Annotated in this window: 17 protein-coding genes; 14 read left to right on the forward strand and 3 right to left on the reverse strand. The window is 60.4% G+C overall.

All coding sequences use genetic code 11. From position 1 onward, the window contains the following. The 6 genes from AC1RMF_RS21095 to AC1RMF_RS21120 all read left to right on the forward strand — a co-directional run bounded on the left by AC1RMF_RS21095 (position 1) and on the right by AC1RMF_RS21120 (position 6,178). Positions 1–3,048 carry a chemotaxis protein CheB gene (locus AC1RMF_RS21095; protein ID WP_493144104.1) on the forward strand — a complete coding sequence of 1,016 codons (3,048 nt, stop codon included), beginning with the start codon at positions 1–3 and terminating at the stop codon, positions 3,046–3,048. An 87-nt stretch (positions 3,049–3,135) separates the two neighbouring features. Further along, positions 3,136–3,459, forward strand: a complete 324-nt coding sequence (locus AC1RMF_RS21100) for an ArsR/SmtB family transcription factor (protein WP_342616407.1) — start codon at positions 3,136–3,138, stop codon at positions 3,457–3,459. 17 nt (positions 3,460–3,476) lie between these two features. Further along, positions 3,477–3,983 (forward strand): arsenate reductase ArsC, encoded by a 507-nt coding sequence (locus tag AC1RMF_RS21105; RefSeq protein ID WP_493144107.1) that lies wholly within the window; start codon positions 3,477–3,479, stop codon positions 3,981–3,983. 7 nt (positions 3,984–3,990) lie between these two features. Then, on the forward strand, positions 3,991–5,034 hold the full coding sequence (gene arsB, locus AC1RMF_RS21110) for an ACR3 family arsenite efflux transporter (RefSeq protein ID WP_493144109.1): 1,044 nt from the start codon (positions 3,991–3,993) through the stop codon (positions 5,032–5,034). Between the two features lie 84 nt (positions 5,035–5,118). Further along, positions 5,119–5,556, forward strand: a complete 438-nt coding sequence (locus AC1RMF_RS21115) for a CHRD domain-containing protein (protein WP_493144111.1) — start codon at positions 5,119–5,121, stop codon at positions 5,554–5,556. Positions 5,557–5,668: 112 nt separating this feature from the next. Then, the gene (locus AC1RMF_RS21120) at positions 5,669–6,178 is read left to right on the forward strand and encodes a glutathione peroxidase (protein ID WP_493144113.1); all 510 of its coding nucleotides are present in this window, start codon (positions 5,669–5,671) and stop codon (positions 6,176–6,178) included. Positions 6,179–6,190: 12 nt separating this feature from the next. On the opposite strand, the gene AC1RMF_RS21125 is transcribed toward AC1RMF_RS21120, so the two are convergent. Further along, positions 6,191–7,090 (reverse strand): LysR substrate-binding domain-containing protein, encoded by a 900-nt coding sequence (locus AC1RMF_RS21125; protein ID WP_493144115.1) that lies wholly within the window; start codon positions 7,088–7,090, stop codon positions 6,191–6,193. 139 nt (positions 7,091–7,229) lie between these two features. Here AC1RMF_RS21125 and AC1RMF_RS21130 point away from each other — a divergent pair, with 139 nt between their 5' ends. The 7 genes from AC1RMF_RS21130 (at position 7,230) to AC1RMF_RS21160 (ending at position 17,768) form a co-directional block, all read left to right on the forward strand. Further along, positions 7,230–8,813: a trimethylamine methyltransferase family protein gene (locus tag AC1RMF_RS21130; protein ID WP_493144118.1), complete on the forward strand. Its 1,584-nt coding sequence runs from the start codon at positions 7,230–7,232 to the stop codon at positions 8,811–8,813. Positions 8,814–8,839: 26 nt separating this feature from the next. Next, positions 8,840–10,960 (forward strand): oxidoreductase, encoded by a 2,121-nt coding sequence (locus AC1RMF_RS21135; protein ID WP_493144119.1) that lies wholly within the window; start codon positions 8,840–8,842, stop codon positions 10,958–10,960. 131 nt (positions 10,961–11,091) lie between these two features. Continuing rightward, positions 11,092–12,144 (forward strand): ABC transporter substrate-binding protein, encoded by a 1,053-nt coding sequence (locus AC1RMF_RS21140; protein ID WP_342616415.1) that lies wholly within the window; start codon positions 11,092–11,094, stop codon positions 12,142–12,144. A gap of 15 nt (positions 12,145–12,159) precedes the next feature. Beyond that, positions 12,160–15,054, forward strand: coding sequence for a bifunctional diguanylate cyclase/phosphodiesterase (locus AC1RMF_RS21145; RefSeq protein WP_493144122.1), 2,895 nt, complete (start codon positions 12,160–12,162; stop codon positions 15,052–15,054). Positions 15,055–15,242: 188 nt separating this feature from the next. Continuing rightward, a complete protein-coding gene (locus tag AC1RMF_RS21150) occupies positions 15,243–16,445 on the forward strand; it encodes an ammonium transporter (RefSeq protein ID WP_342616417.1) in 1,203 nt (400 codons plus the stop codon). Between the two features lie 125 nt (positions 16,446–16,570). Beyond that, entirely contained in the window at positions 16,571–17,446 is an 876-nt protein-coding gene (locus AC1RMF_RS21155; protein WP_493144125.1) for an alpha/beta fold hydrolase, read from the forward strand. Positions 17,447–17,507: 61 nt separating this feature from the next. Beyond that, positions 17,508–17,768, forward strand: a complete 261-nt coding sequence (locus AC1RMF_RS21160; protein ID WP_342616419.1) for a DUF6812 domain-containing protein — start codon at positions 17,508–17,510, stop codon at positions 17,766–17,768. Between the two features lie 20 nt (positions 17,769–17,788). Here AC1RMF_RS21160 and AC1RMF_RS21165 read toward each other — a convergent pair whose 3' ends face one another. Next, positions 17,789–18,964, reverse strand: a complete 1,176-nt coding sequence (locus tag AC1RMF_RS21165; protein WP_493144126.1) for a sensor domain-containing diguanylate cyclase — start codon at positions 18,962–18,964, stop codon at positions 17,789–17,791. 87 nt (positions 18,965–19,051) lie between these two features. Then, positions 19,052–19,987, reverse strand: coding sequence for a LysR substrate-binding domain-containing protein (locus AC1RMF_RS21170; RefSeq protein WP_342616421.1), 936 nt, complete (start codon positions 19,985–19,987; stop codon positions 19,052–19,054). A 158-nt stretch (positions 19,988–20,145) separates the two neighbouring features. Here AC1RMF_RS21170 and AC1RMF_RS21175 point away from each other — a divergent pair, with 158 nt between their 5' ends. After that, positions 20,146–20,760 carry a glutathione S-transferase gene (locus AC1RMF_RS21175; RefSeq protein WP_493144130.1) on the forward strand — a complete coding sequence of 205 codons (615 nt, stop codon included), beginning with the start codon at positions 20,146–20,148 and terminating at the stop codon, positions 20,758–20,760. The last annotated feature ends 22 nt before the right edge of the window (positions 20,761–20,782 follow it).

Genomic DNA, 20,782 nt, shown 5'->3' on the forward strand with positions numbered 1-20,782 from the left:
ATGACAAACAAGAAAAACGCCACACGCAGCACGGATGATCGTGCAGTGGCTGCTGTGGATTCCGGTGCAGTGTCTTTCCCTATTGTCGGAATCGGCGCCTCTGCCGGTGGTCTGGCTGCGTTTGAGGCCTTCTTCGCCGGCATGCCTGCGGACCGCGACACCGGCATGGCCTTTGTGCTAGTACAGCACTTGGCGCCCGACCACAAGAGCATTCTCAGCGACCTGATTCGAGGCTACACCCGCATGCAGGTCTTTGTGGTGACAGAAGGCATGGTGGTTCAACCTGACTGCGCTTACATCATTCCGCCGAGCTTTGACATGGCACTGGTGCACGGCGTGCTGCATCTGGTCGAGCCGCTGGCGCCGCGTGGGCAGCGTCTGGCGATTGACTATTTCTTCCAGTCGCTTGCGGAGGACCAGCAGGAGCGCGCCATTGGCATTGTGCTGTCGGGTACGGGTAGTGATGGCACGCTGGGCGTGCGTGCCATCAAGGGCGTAGGCGGCATGGTGATGGCGCAAAGCACGGCGTCCAGCGAGTTCGATGGCATGCCGCGCAGCGCCATCGCCACCGGTCTGGTGGATTACCAGCTGCCGCCAGCGGATATGGCGGCACAGCTCATGGCCTATGTTGCCCATGGCATGGGCAAGCTGTCGCGTACCGTCCATTCAGCCATGCCCATGAGCGAAAGCGCGCTCAAGGAAATATTTGTATTTCTGCGCACCCAGACCGGGCACGACTTCTCGCAATACAAGCCCAGCACCATCTGCCGCCGCATCGAGCGACGCATCACCTTGCATCAGCTGGACTCGCTGGAGACGTACGTCACCTTCCTGTTGCAAACTCCGACCGAGGCACAGGAGCTGTTTCGTGACCTGCTGATCGGTGTGACCAATTTCTTTCGTGACCCGCAGGCATTCCAGGTGCTGGCTGATGAAGTCATTCCCTCGCTGTTTGAAGGCAAGCCTTCTGGCGCCACGGTGCGTGTGTGGTCGGCCGGCTGCTCCACCGGCGAGGAGGCGTATTCGCTGGCGATTCTGCTGGTGGAGCAGATGCAATTGCGCAAGCAAAGTTATACGGTGCAGGTGTTTGCCACCGATATCGACGCCCGCGCTATCGCCGTGGCACGGGCCGGGCTCTACCCGGCTGGTATTGCCGCTGACATCAGCCCAGAGCGGCTGGCCCGTTACTTTGTGCAGGAGCCCGATGGCGCGGGCTATCGCATCCACAAAAGCATCCGTGATCTGCTGGTGTTTTCCGAACAGGACCTGATCAAGGACCCGCCTTTCTCCAGGCTGGACCTCATCAGCTGCCGCAATCTGATGATTTACCTGGACGCCAATTTGCAGAAGCGGCTGATCCCGTTGTTTCACTACGCGCTGCGGCCCGGCGGAACGCTGTTCCTGGGCAGCTCTGAAGGCATTGGTGAATACGACGCCCTGTTTGCTGTGCTGGATCGCAAGTCCAAGCTGTATCTGCGCAGCGGCGAAAAGTCGGCTGGACAGCCCAACCTGGGTTTCCTGCTTGCACCGCTGCCAACGGATGAGTCCCCAGCGCGCCAGGGGCGGCCTACCAAGGCAGCGTATTCCTTCAAGCCGCCCTTGCGTGAGCTGATGGAGCAGGAACTGATCAAGCGCGTGGCCCCGGCCGCGGCCCTGGTCAATGCCAAGGGTGACATCGCCTATCTGCATGGACGCACCGGGATGTACCTGGAGCCCAGTGCGGGGGAGGTTGGGGTGCAGAACATTCTCAGGATGGCGCGCGACGGGTTGCGTCCCGGTCTGAGTACGGCCCTGCGTACTGCTGCAGCCACGCAGAAATCAGGTGAAGCCCTCAACCTCATGGTCAAGACCAACGGGCACTACACGCAGGTCCATGTGCTGGTCCATCAGGTGGGCGCCAGCGGCGCGGGTGTACCGGAGGAACCGGTGTTTCTGGTCATCCTGCAGGATGCGCCCCACGCTGCGCCGCTCGCAGCGGCAAACGGCAGCGCCGACGTGACTGCATCTGACAGCCGCGCACGCATCGAGGCGTTGATGCAGGAGTTGCGGGCCAAGGATGAGTACCTGCAGAACACCCACGAAGAACTGGAGAGCTCCAACGAAGAGCTCAAGTCCAGCAACGAAGAAATGCAGTCCGTCAACGAAGAACTGCAAAGCACCAATGAAGAGTTGGAGACATCCAAGGAAGAGCTGCAATCCGTCAACGAAGAGCTGGCTACGGTCAATGCCGAGCTGCAAAACAAGGTCACCGACCTCTCGCATGTCAACAACGACATGAACAACCTGCTGGCGGGCACCGGCATCGGCACGGTGTTCGTGGACTTCAAGTTGTGCATCCTGCGCTTCACCCCGGCAATCAGCAGCATCATCCATCTGATCCCTTCCGATGTGGGGCGCCCGGTGGCGCACATTGTTTCCAATCTGGTGGGCTACAGCAGCCTGGTGGCCGATATCAAGAAAGTCCTTGCAGATCTGGCGCCCCTGGAGCGCGAAGTGCAAACCCCCGAGGGACAGTGGTACACCTTGCGTATCCAGCCGTATCGCACCTTGGACAACGTCATCGAAGGTGCGGTGATTTCATTTGTCGATATCTCCGAAATCGTGCGCGTGCGCACTGCGCTGGCCACCACGCGTGCGCTGATGGAGCGCATCGGTGAATTGGCCAAGGTCGGCGGCTGGGAGTTCGAGGTGCAGAGCCGCGCACTGTACTGGTCTCCGGAGACTTGCAGAATTCACGAGGTGGACCCACCGCTTGCACCCACACAAGAGGCCTCGATCCAGTTCTATGCGCCGCAGGCCAGAACAGCAATTCAGACGGCTTTTCAGGCGGGCATGGAGCATGGGACCGCTTGGGATCTGGAGTTGCCGCTACAGACGGCCAGGGGTCGCGCCATCTGGGTGCGCTCACAAGGTATGGCCGTGATGGAGGCCGGCAGGGTGATACGACTGTTGGGCGCCATTCAGGACATTACCGAGCGCAAGCAGATTGAAGAGGCACTGCGGGAAGCGAACCACCGACTGCTGGCCCAGGCACAGGACCGGAACTGACTCGCTAAGCCCGCCTACTTTTCAAAAGGCGGCAGGCTTGTGGCACTGTGACACGGGCTTGTCATATTATTCTATTATCATCGAACTATGGAATCCAACGAAGTAGTCAAAGCCCTCGCGGCGCTTGCCCAGTCGTCCCGGCTGGAGGTGTTCAGGATGCTGGTTGTCGCCGGTGCGCCCGGACTGACCCCAGGTGCCCTGGCAGAAAAGGTGGACGTGGCGGCCAATACGCTGTCGTTTCACCTCAAGGAGCTCCTGCACGCCGACCTGATCACCCAGGAGCGCTCCGGGCGCAACCTGATCTACCGCGCCCGCTTTGACCAGATGAATGCCTTGCTGGCCTACCTGACCCAGAACTGCTGCCAGGGCCAGGCCTGCCTGGCAGAAACCTCCACGCAATGTGATTGCTGAAACCCGAAAGACCACCCGTGACAACGACAACCCCACCTCTGAATGTGCTGTTTCTGTGCACCCACAACTCGGCGCGCAGCATCCTGGCCGAAGCCCTGCTCAACAGCATGGGCAAGGACCGCTTCAAGGCCTATTCCGCTGGTAGCAGCCCGCGCGAAAACCAGCAGCCCAATCCCTTGGGTCTGCAGGTTTTGCAAAAGGCAGGCATTTCCACCGAGGGCTTGCGCAGCAAGAGTTGGGACGAGTTTGCAATCCCCGGCGCGCCGCAGATGAACCTCATCATCACTGTCTGCGACAACGCCGCCGGCGAGGTCTGCCCGATCTGGCCTGGACACCCTGCGACTGCCCACTGGGGCTATCCAGACCCTTCCGAGGGCGACGGCACGGATGCGGAAAAGCTGGAAGCATTTCGCAAGACCCTGCACGCCATGAAACGTCGTCTGGAGCTGCTGGTCAGCTTGCCGTCTGCCAAGCTGGATCAAGGTGTGCTGCAAACCAGCGCGCGCGAACTTTCCAAGGCCTGAGCCCTCAATGCGTACACAAACCATGAGCGTGTTCGAGCGCTACCTGACGGTATGGGTCTTTTTGTGCATCGTGATCGGCATCGCCTGCGGGCAGTTCCTGCCGGATGTGTTCCAGGCCATTGGCCGCATGGAGATTGCCAAGGTCAATCTGCCGGTGGGGTTGCTGATCTGGGTCATGATCATCCCCATGTTGGTGAAGGTGGACTTCGCCGCTTTGGGTGAGGTGCGCAAGCACATCAAGGGCATTGGCGTCACGCTGTTTGTGAACTGGCTGGTCAAGCCATTCTCCATGGCGTTTCTGGGCTGGCTGTTCATCCGCCACTGGTTTGCGCCACTGCTGCCGCCGGACCAGCTCGACAGCTACATCGCCGGCCTGATCCTGCTGGCTGCCGCGCCCTGCACGGCAATGGTGTTTGTGTGGAGCAGGCTCACCGGCGGTGACCCGCTGTTCACCCTGTCGCAGGTGGCGCTCAACGACAGCATCATGGTGGTGGCATTTGCGCCGCTGGTGGCCTTTCTGCTGGGGCTCTCTGCCATTACCGTGCCGTGGGATACCTTACTGACCTCGGTGGTGCTCTACATCGTGATTCCGGTCGTCCTGGCGCAGTGGCTGCGCAGGTCCTTGTTGTCCAGGGGTGTTGCGGCTTTCGATGCGGCCATGGCCCGCATCGGCCCCTGGTCCATCACTGCGTTGCTGGCAACCCTGGTGCTGTTGTTCGCTTTCCAGGGCGAAGCCATCCTGCAGCAACCGCTGGTGATCGGTCTGCTGGCGGTACCTATCCTGATCCAGGTGTTTTTCAACTCGGCACTGGCCTACTGGCTCAACCGTGCGGTTGGCGAGAAGCACAACATTGCCTGCCCCTCAGCGCTGATTGGCGCCTCCAACTTCTTTGAACTGGCGGTGGCCGCAGCCATCAGTCTCTTTGGATTCCATTCGGGAGCCGCATTGGCAACCGTGGTGGGCGTGTTGATTGAGGTGCCGGTCATGCTGCTGGTGGTCGCCATTGTCAACCATTCCAAGGGGTGGTACGAGCGCAGTGAAGCGGCCTGAATTACCACTAGGTTCAAGAGGTTACTCCTTAGTCATACAGTCGTTGCATCCCCACGCGGGCATGGCAACTTCCAAGGAGCATTCATGAACTACCGGTCAAAACTACTTTCCACATCTCTGGTTGGAGCGCTGCTGGCATTCAGCGGCGCGTGTATGGCAGATACCATGCGTATCAAGGCTTCACTGTCCGGTGCCAGCGAAGTTCCTGCTACAACGAGTGCAGGCGTAGGCATGGTGGACGGAACGTTTGACACACAGACCAATCAACTTAGCTGGACGCTTACCTATTCGGGTTTGACGGGACCGGCAAAGGCCGGGCATTTTCATGGCCCGGCTGATGTGGGAAAGAATGCGGGCGTTGCCCTGGGCTTCACCGGGTCGGTGGAGAGTCCGATCAAGGGTACGGCCACACTGACTCCGGCCCAGGCACAAGATCTGTTGGCCGGCAAGTGGTATGCCAATCTGCATACGGCGGCCAACCCCGGCGGTGAAATCCGTGGCCAGGTGACAGCCGCGCCGTAAGCCAAGTCAGGGACATCCAATGGAGCGATACGCAGGCGGCAGATGGTTTCGCTCGTGGTTCCAGTGGCGCGCGCTTGCGCTCCTGGGTTTGATATGCACGTCGATGGCAGCCATGGCACAAACCAAACCAGCAACTCCCACAGCATGCCCTGCGCTGCTGCAGTACCAGTTCCCGCGTCTGCAGGACGACAGTCCCCAGAATCTGTGCCAGTACGCTGGCAAAGTGCTGCTGGTGGTCAATACGGCGAGCTACTGTGGCTACACCCGACAGTACGAGGGGCTGGAGGCCTTGTATGCCAAATACGGCAAAGATGGTTTGGTGGTGCTGGGCTTTCCGTCCAATGATTTCGGCAAACAGGAGCCCGGCAACTCCAAGGAAATTGCCGACTTCTGTTTCAACACCTACGGCGTGAAGTTCCCCATGTTCGCCAAGAGCGTTGTCTCAGGGCCGGGCAAAAATGCCTTTTATGGGGCGTTGACCCAGGCAACCGGCGCCACACCGCAGTGGAATTTCCACAAATACCTGATAGACCGCAGCGGCAAAGTGCTTGGCCATTACCCCAGCGACGTGGAGCCACAAAGTCCCAAGCTGGTGGCGGCCATAGAGCAGGCATTGCGCTGAACGGCGCCTGCTCTAGCTGGTGCTGGCTTCTGCCACCAGCCAATCCTTGAGGTATGCCACATCGGTGCGCAGGGCCTTGCCCTGAGGGGCCGTGATGTAGAGGGGGTGATCGGTCGTCACGCTGGCGTCAATGGGGCGCACCAGCAGGCCCTGCGCGATCAGCGGTTGCACGATATGCCGCCAGCCCTGCGCCACGCCTTGTCCCTCGATGGCCGCCTGCAGCACGATGGAATAGTCGTTGAAGCGAAACAGCCGGGGCTGGCGTGGCAGGCTGATGCCAAAGCGGGCCAGCCACTCCTTCCAGGCCATGCGCGGACGGTAACGCTCTTCCAGCAGCAGCAGAGGGCTGCTGGCTAGGGCTTTCAGGTCGGGCAGCGGGTTGTTCTTCAGAAACTTCGGGCTGCAGACCGGGAAAATCTCCTCGTCCACAAAATGCCAACGCTGGTAGTGGGCAAAGTCGTCTGCACCCAGGGTGACAGCCAGGTCTATGCGCTCGCGCGCCAGGTCCAGGTCGGTGTCGGTGGTGATGACGCGCAGCTCGATATCCGGATGCATCTGCTTGAAGCGCGCAATGCGGGGCAGCAGCCACCAAGTGGCGGTCGCGGTGGAGACGGCCAGCGTCACTTGGTGCGCCTGCATGCCGCGCACTTCGCGCAGTGCCTGGTCGATCAGGGATAGGCCCATGCCGACCTGCTCCAACAGGTACTTGCCAGCCTCGGTGGTTTGCACGCCCTTGTGCTGGCGCTCGAACAGCGCCACACCCAGGTCTGCTTCCAGCAGGCGCATGGCGTGACTGACTGCAGGCTGGCTTATCCCCAAGTCTTCCGCAGCGCGGGTAAAGCTGCCCCGGCGCGCGGCGGATTCAAACACCAACAGGTTGTTCAGACTTTGGTTGGTTTTGGTGTCGGTCATAAGCTGAGTTTATGACAGACATGAGTGCGTTTGCCATTCACAGACACGGACGTTTGGCATAAGCTGGGCTCACGGCTGGCTCAGGGTCAGTCGCTGGTGCAGCTCTCTGCGCCAGTCCACCAACAACAAGGCAGAAACGATGACCGAAGCAGTAGCCTCCACCTCAGACGCCGAACTCCCACCAGTGGCTGCGGGTACCGACCACAAGAAGCACCGTCGTGCCGGCGGACGCGAGCGCCGCGACCCCAAGGCCAAGATCAATGGCCCGGCCTACATCCAGCGCAACATCCCGACCTACGACGTGATGGGCGAGGAAAACCTGCAGAAGATCGAAGCGACTGCGGAGCGCATCCTGGCCGAGGTGGGGTTGGACATCCGCGATGACGAAGAATGCCTGGACCTGTTCCGCAAGGCCGGCGCCAAGGTCAACGGTATGCGTGTCACCTTCGAGCCGGGCCATGTGCGCGAGATCCTGAAGACGGCGCCCAGGGAGTTCACCCAGCACGCGCGCAACCCGCAGCGCAGTGTGCAAATCGGCGGCAAGAACGTGGTGTTCTCTCCGGCTTACGGGTCGCCCTTCGTGATGGACCTGGACCGGGGCCGCCGCTACGGCACGCTGGAGGACTTCCAGAACTTCATCAAGCTGGCTTATGCCTGCCCTTGGCTGCACCACAGCGGCGGCACCGTGTGCGAGCCTACCGACGTGCCGGTCAACAAGCGCCACCTGGACATGGTGTATTCGCACATGCGTTACTCCGACAAGGCCTACATGGGCTCCATCACCTCGGAAGAGCGTGCCGAGGATTCCATCGAAATGTCGCGCATCCTGTTTGGCCGTGAGTTTGTCGACCAGAACTGCGTGATCCTGGGCAACGTCAACGTCAACTCACCGCTGCTGTGGGATGGCACCATGACCAAGTCGGCACGGGCCTACGCGCGCGCCAATCAGGCGGCGGTCATCGTGCCCTTCATCCTGGGTGGCGCCATGGGCCCGGTCACCAATGCCGGCGCCATCGCCCAGGCCCATGCCGAGACCATGGTGGGTTGCGCCATCACGCAACTGGAGCGGCCCGGTGCGCCGGTGATCTATGGCAACTTTTTGTCCAGCATGTCGCTGCGCTCGGGCTCGCCCACCTTTGGCACGCCCGAACCTGCCATCGGCTCCATGGTGATTGGCCAGCTGGCGCGCCGCCTGAATCTGCCGTTGCGTTGCGCGGGCTCCTTCACCACCTCCAAGCTGCCCGACGGACAGGCCATGCAGGAGAGCGTCATGTCCATGCTCTCGGCCATCCATTGCGGCGCCAACTTCATCCTGCATTCGGCTGGCTTCCTCGATGGTCTGCTGTCCATGAGCTACGAGAAGTTCATGATGGATGCCGACTTCTGCGGCGCCTTGCACAGCTACCTGGGCGGCGTGGTGGTGGACGACAACACACTGGCCATGGACGCCTTCAAGGAAGTCACGCCCGGCGGCCATTACCTGGGCAGTGCCCACACCATGGCCAACTACACCACCGCCTTTTTCGACTCCACCATCTCCGACAACACGCCGTTTGAATCCTGGGTCGAGGCCGGCAAGACCGATAGCGCCACGCGTGCCAACATACGCTGGAAGACCGCACTGGCCGACTACGAGGCGCCCGTCATGGACGTGGCCGTCGATGAGGCCCTGAAAGACTTTGTGGCCCGCAAGAAGGCCGCCACCACCGATCAGTGGTACTGAACGCAATTCCATCCGAAAGACTCTCCATGGCTCCCGAGAACGATCCCCTGTTGCAACCCTTCCAACTCAAACATCTGCGGCTCAAGAACCGGTTGATGCTCACCTCCCACGAGCCGGCCTACCCCGAAGAGGGCATGCCCAAGGCCAAGTACCGCGCCTACCATGTGGAGCGCGCCAAGGCCGGCATTGCACTGACCATGACGGCTGGCTCGGCAGCCGTGTCGCGTGACAGCCCGCCCGTGTTCAACAACATCCTGGCCTACAAGGATGAAGTGGTGCCGTGGATGAAAGACCTCACCGACGCCTGCCATGAGCACGGCGCGGCGGTGATGATCCAGATCACCCACCTGGGACGGCGCACTAGCTGGTCCAAGGCCGACTGGCTGCCGGTGGTGTCGCCTTCGCATGAGCGCGAGGCATCGCACCGGGCCTTCCCCAAGAAGATGGAAGACTGGGACATTGCACGCATCATCAAGGACTATGCCGATGCCGCTGAGCGCATGCATGCTGCCGGTGTGGACGGTTTGGAGTTGGAGGCCTATGGGCATTTGATGGACCAGTTCTGGTCGCCTGTGACCAATACGCTGGAGTCGCCCTACGGCGGCTCGCTGGAAAACCGGGTACGCTTCACGCTGGAGGTGCTCAAGGCCATCCGTGCGCGCGTGGGGCCGGACTTCATCATCGGAGTGCGTGGCGTGGCCGACGAGGCGCAGCCGGGTGGTTTGACGGCAGAGGAGGGCCTGGGCATTGCGCGCTATCTGGCCAAGTCGGGCATGGTGGACTTCCTCAACATCATCCGGGGCCATATCGATACCGACGCCGGTCTGACCGACGTCATCCCGGTGCAGGGCATGCGCAGCGCGCCGCACCTGGAGTTTGCGGGTGGCTTGCGCGCGCAACTGGGTGGCATTCCCATCTTCCACGGCGCCAAAATCCAGGATGTGACCACCGCCCGCTTTGCCATTGAGAGCGGCAAGCTCGACATGGTGGGCATGACCCGTGCGCACATGGCCGACCCGCACATCGTGCGCAAGATCATGCTGGGCCGCGAAGACACCATACGCCCCTGCGTGGGCGCCAACTACTGCCTGGACCGCATCTACCAGGGTGGCGATGCCTATTGCCTGCACAACCCGGCCACCGGTCGCGAGCTGACCATGCCGCACACACTGGCCAGGGCGGAGAAACCGCGCAAGGTTGTGGTGGTGGGCGCGGGGCCTGCCGGGCTGGAGGCCGCGCGTGTGGCCTCCGAGCGCGGTCACCAGGTGGTGGTGCTGGAAGCGGCAGACAAGCCGGGCGGCCAGATCCGCCTGACCGCACAGAGCCAGCGCCGCCGCGAGATGATTGGCATCATCGACTGGCGCGTGGCGCGTTGCGAAGAGGCCGGCGTGCAGTTCCACTACAACACGTTGGCCGACAGCACGCGCGTGCTGGCCGAGCGGCCGGATGTGGTCATCATCGCCACCGGAGGCCTGCCGCACACCGAAGTGCTCAGTCGTCCGCCGGGCCTCCCCAAGGATGACTGCACCCCCTCGGGGGGCCAGGCGCAGCCTGGGCTGGGGGCCATGTCGGCAGGCAATGAGCTGGTGGAATCCACCTGGGACATCATCAGCGGAGCGGTCAAGCCAGGCAAGAATGTGCTGCTGTTTGACGACGCCGGTGACCACGCCGCGCTACAGGCCGCCGAGGTAATTGGTGCCAGTGGCGCGCATCTGGAAGTCATGACACCCGACCGCAGCTTTGCGCCCGAGGTCATGGCTATGAACCTGGTGCCCTACATGCGCAGCCTGCAGAAGCTGGACGTCGTCTTCACTGTGACCTACCGGCTGCTGTCGGTGGAGCGCGGTCCGCAGGGACTGATTGCCCACGTGGGCAGCGACTACGGTGGCGTGCGAAAGCAGCGCGTGGTGGACCAGGTCATCATCAACCACGGCACGCGTCCGCTGGATGATTTGTACTTTGAACTCAAGGCAGATTCCCTCAACCAGGGCGCCGTGGACCATGCTGCATTGATTGCCGGCGTGCCACAGCCGCACAGCGCCGCCACAGGGCAGGGCTATCAGTTGTTCCGCATTGGTGATGCGGTATCCGCGCGCAACACCCATGCGGCCATTTACGACGCATTGCGTTTGGTGAAGGATTTGTAAAGTATCCCCATACGCGTCGGGTTGCGCTACCCCGATATGTACGGGGAGCAGTATGTGCAAGAATCGTCCTATTCGGGATTTCGCTACATACAACAATGATTCGGTGGTTTGCTTTACTTGTTGGCCTGCTCATGGCAGTGCCTTCCTTTGCGCTGACAGTGGCATTCATCAATCCCGGAAAGTCGGATGAGGCCTACTGGGTTGCCGTGGCCGAGTCCATGAAAGCGGCGGCGGACAGCCTGGGCATTACGCTGGAAATGCGCTTCGTGGAACGTGACCATCCACGTGCCTTGGCCGTAGCAAAGGAAATTGCCAGCCGCCCCAAGGCCGAGCGGCCCGACTACCTGATACTGACCAATGACTACGACCTGGGGCCCAAGCAGCTGAGCCTGCTGGAGGGTAGCGGCATACGCTGCTTCTTTGCTTTCAGTCCGCCCAGCGTGGCGGCCCGCAAGGAGATTGGGGCTCCGCGCCAGCGTTACCCATTCTGGATAGGGTCGTTGCAGCCGCATGCCTCCGATGCTGGTTACCTCACCGCCAGAAGCCTGATAGCCAAGGGCCGCGCTGAAAAAGCCCAGGCCCCCGATGGTAAGCTGCACATGCTGGCGATCGCGGGCGACCGTTCCACACCCGCCTCCATAGAGCGCAACGAGGGCATGCGCCACGCGGTCTTGGATGCCGGCGATGTCGTGCTGGACCAGGAAGTCTTTGCCGACTGGAGCCGTGACAAAGCCGCTGAACAAAGTGCGGTGCTGTATGGCCGCTATCCGGGTACGCGCCTGGTATGGGCTGGTAGCGACCAGATGGCCTTTGGTGCCATGCAGACCTGGGAAAAGCGCGGGGGAAAGCCGGGGCAGGACGCCTGGTTCAGTGGCGTCAACACGTCGCAGGAAGCCCTGGAGGCGGTGCAGTCCGGTCGCCTGACGGCTCTGGCCGGCGGGCATTTCATCGCCGGTGCCTGGGCGCTGGTCATGATTTACGACTACGCCCACGGCCGTGACTTTGCCGACGAAGGTCTGGAACTGGATCGTCCGATGTTCACCTTGTTCGATGCGGAGAGCGCAGAGCGATTTCGTGCGCGCTATGCCAGCGGCTACAGCAGGATCGACTTTCGCAAATACAGCAAGGTACTCAATCCGCAAGTCAAGCACTACAACTTTTCTTTTGAGCAGCTCATACGCTGAGGGCAGGGTCCCGCCATGCCAAGCCGTCCCTTCCGACCCATTGCCAACGTACTGATCCAACGGGTCGTTGCGCTAGCGGCGCTGTGCTTTGTCGTGCTCGGGTCACTGCATGCCCTGATTGAGTACCGCTCTGGGAAGGTCGCCTTTCAGACCACCATACGCGACATATCCGTAGCCAGTGCTCCGCAACTTTCCGTCAGTCTGTGGGACATTGAGCTGGAGGCGGTGCGCAAGCAGCTCACCCTGATTGCGCAGCGCCCAGAAGTGGCCTATGTGGAGCTGTGGACCCTGACCGGAGAACGTTACGTGGCAGGCGACACCACGCTCACCGACGGTGAGGTCAAGAGTCGCATTGAAGTTCCGTCCCCCGGCGGCAGCGGCGCACTGGGCACTTTGCAGGTGACCGGCAAGGATGCGTACCGGCATGCCAAGATCAAGCGTGAGATCGCCCAGTTGCTGCTGGGCTATTTTGTATTTGTGACGGCCATCTGCCTGGCCATCACGGTGCTGTTGCGCCAGAAGCTGGAACGCCCGCTGTCCACGCTGGCACGGTTCGCGCGGGAGCTCGTGCCGGGCGCTGCTCCGGCACCCGTTGTGTATGACAAGGGCTCCAAGCGCTATGCGGACGAAGTGGATGTATTGGCCGAAGGATTTCAGACCTTGCAGAGTGCCGTCTACTCACACGTGTCAAACCTCGATCAGCTGGTGGCCGCGCGCACGGGTGAACTGGCTTTGCACAACCAGATACTGGATCAAATCAGCCGTGATGTCCCCCTGCGCAATCTGCTGGACGCGCTGACCCGGCAGGTGGAGCAGCTGCACCCGGATATGTTCAGCTCGATCCTGCTGCTGGACAAGGAAGGCAAGCACCTGCGGCATGGCGCTGCGCCTGGTCTGCCGCAGTTTTTCGTGGACGCCATTGACGGCGTGGCCATAGGCGAAGGGGTTGGTTCATGCGGCACAGCGGCTTTCCGTGGCGAACGGGTCATCGTTGAAAACATCCAGCAGCATCCCTACTGGGCGTCGTACCGAGATATTGCTGGCCAAGCGGGCTTGCAGGCGTGTTGGTCAGAGCCCATTATTGGAACCGAAGGGCAGGTGCTTGGCACCTTTGCGCTGTACCACCGCAAGGCAGCAAAACCGTCAGGCGTCGAAATTGAGCTGATCGAGCGCTATGCCAGACTGGCTGCTCTGGCCATTGAGCGCAAGCGCGCGGGCGAGCGCCTCAATACCCTGTCACGCGCCATTGCGCAAAGCCCGGTTTCCATCCTGATAACCGACCCCTTGGGCGTCATTGAATATGTGAATCCCAAGTTCGAGGAGGTCACCGGCTACCGCAGTGCAGAAGCCATAGGCAAGACCCCGGGGATTCTGAGCAGCGGTGAAAAGTCGCGCGAAGAGAACGACAAGATCTGGCGGACCATCCGGTCCGGTCATACCTGGAGCGGGGACTTCCATAACCGCCGCAAAGACGGTTCCCTGTTCTGGGTGCACGCTTCCATTTCCCCGATTCTGGATGAGCAAGGTGCACTGCTTCACTTCGTGGCGGTCAAGGAGGACATCACGCAACGCAGGGAGCATCAGCGGCAGCTGGAGCATATTGCGCACTATGACGTGCTGACCAATCTGCCCAACCGTGCCTTGCTGGCAGACCGCCTGGTTCAGGGCATGGCGTTGGCGCATCGACGCGGACACAAACTGGCCGTGGTGTACCTGGATCTTGACGGCTTCAAGGCCATCAACGACCAGCACGGGCATGCAGCCGGCGACCAGATGCTGATTGCCGTGGCCAGTCGCATGAAACATGCACTGCGTGAGGTGGACACACTGGCCCGCATTGGCGGCGATGAGTTCGTGGTAGTGCTGGTTGATCTTCCGGATGCGCAGGACAGCCATCCCATGCTCAACCGCTTGCTGGTTGCGGCATCGCAGTCCGTACAGGTGGGTGAGCTCACACTACGGGTTTCGGCCAGCCTGGGCGTGACGTTCTACCCGCAGGCTCAGGAAGCGGAAGCGGACCAATTGCTGCGCCAGGCGGATCACGCCATGTACCAGGCCAAGGTGAGCGGCAAGAATCGGTACCACGTCTTCGACGCCGAGCACGACAACAGCATTCGCGATCACCACGAGAGTCTGGAAAACATCCGACTGGCCTTGCTCAATGACGAATTCGTCCTGCATTACCAGCCCAAAGTCAATATGCGTACCGGCGCCGTCATCGGGGCCGAGGCACTGATTCGCTGGCAGCACCCGACCAAGGGTCTGCTGCCCCCAGCCAGCTTCTTGCCGATCATCGAGGACCATCCGCTGGCGGTCGATTTCGGGGAGTGGGTGATTCACCGGGCACTGAGTCAGATGGGCGCCTGGCAGGCGGGCGGGCTCGATATCTCGGTAAGCGTCAACATTGGCGCCCGTCAGTTGCAGCAGACGGATTTCGTCGAGCGTCTGCGCGATCTGATGACAGCGCATCCCGGGGTCAAGCCCGGAGACCTCGAACTGGAGGTGCTCGAGACCAGTGCGCTGGAGGACCTGGAGCACGTTTCCAGCGTCATGGAAGCCTGCCGGGCCATGGGGGTTGAATTTGCGCTGGACGACTTCGGAACGGGCTATTCATCGCTGACCTACCTCAAGCGTCTGCCCGTGACCATGCTCAAGATCGACCAGAGCTTTGTGCGTGAAATGCTGGATGACCCAGATGACCGGGCCATCCTGCAAGGCGTGATCGGCCTGGCCGCGGCTTTCAGACGCAAGGTCATTGCAGAAGGGGTGGAGTCCGTGGCGCACGGCACCGTGTTGCTGCAGTTGGGTTGTGAGCTGGCGCAGGGCTATGGCATTGCACGCCCCATGGCCGCCGACCAGTTGCCGACCTGGGCAGCGACCTGGCAACCCCACAGCCGTTGGAGTGCGTAGCCTTTTTGGTGCGTGGAATAGGTTGTCCAGGGCATTTGGCATACCTTTAATCCCGAAAATGCACTGAAACAAGACGTCTTTAAAGATCTTTGCGCCGTTGTGGCGCATTTATTGCTTACAAATGGTGCGACAGTGGGCGTGTGCAATTTTCCGCACCGTCTGAATGCATTATTTCCAAGAGGTTGTTTATGAATGCACTACAACAGGGCGCCAATGCCCTGTTTATTTTGTTGGGCGCAATCATGGTGCTTGCCATGCATGCGGGTTTCGCTTTTCTGGAGTTGGGTACGGTTCGCCGCAAGAACCAAGTCAATGCGTTGGTCAAGATCCTGGTGGACTTTTCCGTTTCCACGGTTGTGTACTTTGTGCTGGGTTATGCCGTGGCTTATGGCACCAGCTTCTTTGTCGGTGCGCAAGACCTGGCGGCCAAGAATGGCTATGAGTTGGTGAAGTTCTTCTTTCTGCTGACCTTTGCTGCGGCCATTCCGGCCATCATTTCCGGAGGCATTGCGGAGCGCGCCAAGTTCTGGCCCCAGCTCATGGCCACGGCCATGATCGTGGGCGTTGTCTACCCCTTCTTTGAAGGCATAGCCTGGAACCAGCACTTTGGTGTGCAGGCCTGGCTGCTGGCAAACACCGGAGCCGAATTCCACGATTTCGCCGGCAGTGTGGTGGTCCATGCGCTGGGAGGCTGGATTGCGCTGGGTGCGGTCATGTTGTTGGGTGCGCGCAGCAACCGCTATCGCAAGGACGGCGCCATATCGGCACATCCGCCCAGCAGCATTCCATTCCTGGCGCTGGGCGCCTGGATTCTGACGGTGGGCTGGTTTGGCTTCAATGTGATGAGCGCGCAGACCCTGGACAAAATTTCCGGCCTGGTGGCCGTGAACTCGCTCATGGCCATGGTGGGCGGTACCCTGACGGCCCTGCTTCTGGGCAAGAACGACCCCGGCTTCGTGCACAACGGCCCGCTGGCGGGCCTGGTGGCCGTGTGCGCTGGCTCCGACCTGATGCATCCGCTGGGCGCCTTGGTGGTAGGGGCCGTTGCCGGTGCAATCTTTGTATCGATGTTCACTCTGACGCAAAACAAATGGAAGATCGACGATGTGCTGGGTGTCTGGCCCTTGCATGGGCTGTGCGGGACGTGGGGCGGGGTGGCCGCTGGCATCTTTGGCAGCAAGGCCCTGGGCGGTCTGGGCGGGGTCAGCATGGGGGCTCAGGTGCTGGGCACCGGCCTGGGTGTCGTCTGGGCACTGGTCAGTGGTTTTGCCGTCTACGGTCTGCTCAAAGCCCTGCTGGGGTTGCGTTTGAGCCAGGAAGAAGAGTACGACGGTGCCGACTTGTCCATTCATAAAATCAGTGCGAGCCCGGAGCGGGAGGCCAATTGGTAGCCTCCTGAATCGTTCTGTAACAATTTAATGCCCTTTTTGCCCGGTAACAGACAGAAGTTTTGACACAATGCCCAGCATTCATGGTGGACTCACACTGCGATCTTTATGAGAACAGGTAGCTATTAATGGGACGTTGGGAAAATGGTGCAGAGCGCTGGCTGCCTGCACTTTTAAATAAAGTGTTTCGTGCCAGCGATGACCGCGCATGCGAAGAGGCCCTCAAAAGCCTTCCGCCCATTCGCTTCAGTCACACCCCTTTTGGCGTGCGTTCCTACATCACCGCGGGAACGGGTGCCTACACCGTGGTTTTCGAGTCCGGCCTGGGCCAAGGCAAGGAGGTCTGGGCACCTGTTTTCAATGCCCTGAGTGCGGTGACCCGTGTCGTTGCCTATGACCGCGCCGGCTATGGACAGAGTGATCCCTCCGGGCTGACGCGCGACGGCGGACAAATCGTCGAAGAGCTGCGCGCCATGCTGCAAGCTGAAAACATTCCACCGCCCTACGTTCTGGTTGGACATTCCCTGGGTGGCACGATCATGAAGCTCTTTGCCCGCACCTACCCCGAGGAAGTGGCGGGCGTGGTGCTGGTCGATGCCAGAGATGCCGACTTCGTACAACGCTGCAAAGGGCGTGGCCTGCTGCGCCTGCTGTACGAGCCGCCAATTGGTCTCTTCATGCTGGGCCGCTCGGAAGTGCGCCGTGAGCTCGAGGCGGCGGCCATTACGCACCAGCAGGCCCGCATTACCGGGGACTTCCCCAACATTCCATTGAGCGTGCTGACCCACCATCGCCGGATCCTGCACTGGCCCGACAGCATCGCGCGGGCGTGGGCAGAGGGGCAAAGGCGTATGGCAAGCATGTCTGCCAAGGGCTATTTGCGGGTGTGTGACCGCAGTGGACACCACATCCACCGTGATCGCCCCGATCTGGTGGTGCAAGCCATCCACAGGGTTTTGCAGGCGATAGCGCCCGCCCACATGCTTAGCCACGTTACGATGTAGGCATGGCACCTCGACGAAGTGGCGCGCTGCCGAATGCAGAAAAGTGAAAAGGTGAAGAACGTTGAGTACTGAACACCCGGGCCTTGATCGCATACCTGTTTCCGTACTGATGCACGACGGCATGCGCGTCAGGGGCTATGTCTATCTTCCGAGTGATCAGCGCCTTCAGGACTTGATGAACGACGTACGGGGATTCATACCCATTGACCAATCCAATGCGGACGGAACCATGACCATGCTTGCGAAGCGTTACATGGTTTCCATCGAAGAACTTGACGAGAGCATGACTGAATCGGTGTTGGGGCCGCTGCGACTGGTCTGAAACATTTCAGTAGCTAGACCTTACTGCGGTCCCAGTTCAGCTGGCGTGGTACGCGGGGTGTCAGGGTCTATCTCCCAGTCGTCCTGATCTGCTACCTTGTAGCCCGCCCGTCCCGCCATCTTTGCCCGGTACATAGCCGCATCGGCGGCGTTCACAAAGGTGCCAGGCAATAGGCCGAAAATGGAAGACGTATTGGCAACACCGATGCTGAAAGTCAAAGTGGACATGCCTGAGCCCTTGTGCTCAATGGCCCGCTGGCGCAACAACGTGATGCAGGTCTGAGCAATTTCGACGGCATGGTTCAAGTCGGACCCTGGCAGGAGCACCACGAATTCCTCTCCTCCGTAACGTGCCACGGTTTCACCTGCCCGCCGCACACAGCGCCGCAGTACGTCAGCAACTGCACGAAGACATTCATCACCAGCCACGTGACCATAGTGGTCGTTGTACTTCTTGAAGTGATCGATGTCGATCATCAGCAGGCTGATCGGAGTGCCACTGCGTTCGGATCTGGACAGTTCAATGGCCAGTACTTCATCCAAACGGCGTCGGTTGATCAGACCGGTAAGCGGATCCATGCTGTTCAATTGTTGCAGCAGTGCATTGCGATCCTGCAGCTCCCGCTCCTTGCGTACCAGATCCGTCACGTCGACCCAGGAAGTCACCAGATAGCCTTCTGCGGTTCGCTGATCGTGGGTTCTAAACCACTGATCACCCGTGTATTCCTTCAGCTGTGGATCCGTCTTCCTGCCCCGCATCTGCATACGGGTTGCCAGCCATTCCTCTTCGCGTCCAATAGCCACCACAATTTGCCGCTGCTGCAACTTCGCGCGAGTCAGCTCTTCAAAGGTCTTGCCAATGTCTCCGGGGGTCCTGAAGTCAATGCGCAAGCGATTGATTTGCTTGTTGTAGTGCAAGAGCCGGTCGTCGGCGTCCCAGATTTCGAGCCCCACATCTAGCGTATTCAGCACCGAAACCAGAAGTTTTCTGGAAGCCTCCGCCCTGCGCGCCAGTTGATAGGCCCTGTACCAGGTTGCCATCACGAACCCGAACACACTGAGCAGTCCCAGCCACAGCGGCAGCGCCTGTAATTTCGGCTGATCGTCGCGCCACCAGGCGAACACCTCGAATCCCAGGCCTACCATTGCCAGAGGCACAAGAGCCCAGAACCACCCAATGTGTTTCGCGATTTTCACTGTGGTTGCAATATTTCATCTGCCCCCAGCCTTGTCAACGCACTTCCCGCATGGGGTAACAATTCGACACAAATTAGATTGCCCCGGTCAAGAGGGCTCTATGGCCATGCGTGTCACCTTAGCCTGTTTCAACAACCAGGCATTGAAGGCCTGAATTTCTGGGCGAGAGCCACTTCGGGGGCCTTTGATCAGGAAGGTGGCATACGGTGTTTCCAGGCGTTTTCCAGGAAAGATCTCGACCAAATCACCATTGGCCAGACTGTCGGCAACCATGGGGGTTCTGGCCAAGGCTACACCTTGGCCAGTGAGCGTCGCCTGCAGGATCTGGTGCGCGTAATTGAGGTACAGCCAGCGCTTTGGCTCCAGCTTGGCGTGGCCATTGGCATCCAGCCAACGACGCCAGGTCAACCATTGCAGATGCTTGGCCTGGTGGCTGTTGGTAGCCTCGATGAGCGCATGGCGCGCCAGATCCGCTCCATGGCGCAAGGGGCCGTTGCGTTCAAGTAGCCAAGGGCTTGCAACCGGCGTCAGTTGCTCGCCAAACAACCGGATCGCGTCCGGCCCGACTTTCTCCGGGCGGGTGTAACGCAAAGCCAGGTCTGCGTCACTGGTCTCCAGATCGACGGGCATGTCGGTCGCATCGATGCGGATGTCTATATCGGGATATTCCGATTGGAACGCCTCCAGTCGCGGGATCAGCCAGATGGAGGCAAACGAAGCCCAGGTATTCAATGTCACCGTCTTGCGACCTGCGGAATGGCGAATCGTGCGCACTGCACTGTCAATCCGGTCCACGGACGGTGATGTTGCACGCAATAGTTCGGCCCCGGCGCCGGTCAGCTCAACCGACCGGGTATGGCGCAAGAACAAGGGGACACCCACTTCATCTTCCAGTGCCTGGATTTGACGGCTGACTGCACTCTGTGTCAGCGCCAGTTCATCGGCCGCAAGGCGGAAATTCAAATGCCGAGCGACCGCTTCCAAGGTGCGCAAGTGGCCCATGGATATAGGCCGACTGGGCATGCGACTTTCTGACGGGGATGATTTGGAAGTGCCCATACTTTCGTTTGATTGATGCGAAGCGGGAATGAATAGCATATCCCGATTTCATTGGACCCGTGCCGCCCCTGCGGCCAGGATGGCATACCATCCCACAACAAGGAATTGGATAAGGAACCCCGATGAAACTCATAGGTATGCTGGATTCTCCCTATGTCCGCCGTGCGGTCATTTCGCTTCGCATGCTGGGTCTGAAGTTTGAACACCAGTCATTGTCGGTCTTCAGTACCTACACCGAATTTCAGCGCATCAACCCCGTAGTCAAGGCACCAACACTGGTATGCGACGATGGTACGTACATCATGGACTCGACGCTGATCATTGAATATGCTGAGGCGCTGGCACAGCCACGCAGCCTGATGTCACCCAATATCCGTGACAAGCAGTACGAATTTCACGTGGTGGGGCTGGCGCTCGCGGCATGTGAAAAAAGCGTGCAGATCGTCTATGAACGGAACCTGCGCCCCAGCGAGAAGCAGCATCAGCCGTGGGTCGCACGGGTGACCGAGCAGCTGCTTGCAGCCTACGGCGCCTTGGAAGAGGCAATCACGCAGCGACCACTTGCTTCCCCCGGTGCAGCCATGGGGCAGGCAGGTATATCGACTGCGGTGGCATGGTATTTCACGCAGAAGATGTTGCCTGAAATCGTGCGCGCGTCAGACTTTCCCAACCTGGTGGCGTACTCGAAGGCGGCTGAAGCGCTGCCCGTTTTCCTGGCGGCTCCGCATGGCGATTGATTCATCAGTTTGCAAATGCAAA

The sequence above is a fragment of the Rhodoferax sp. GW822-FHT04A08 genome, from assembly GCF_058801025.1.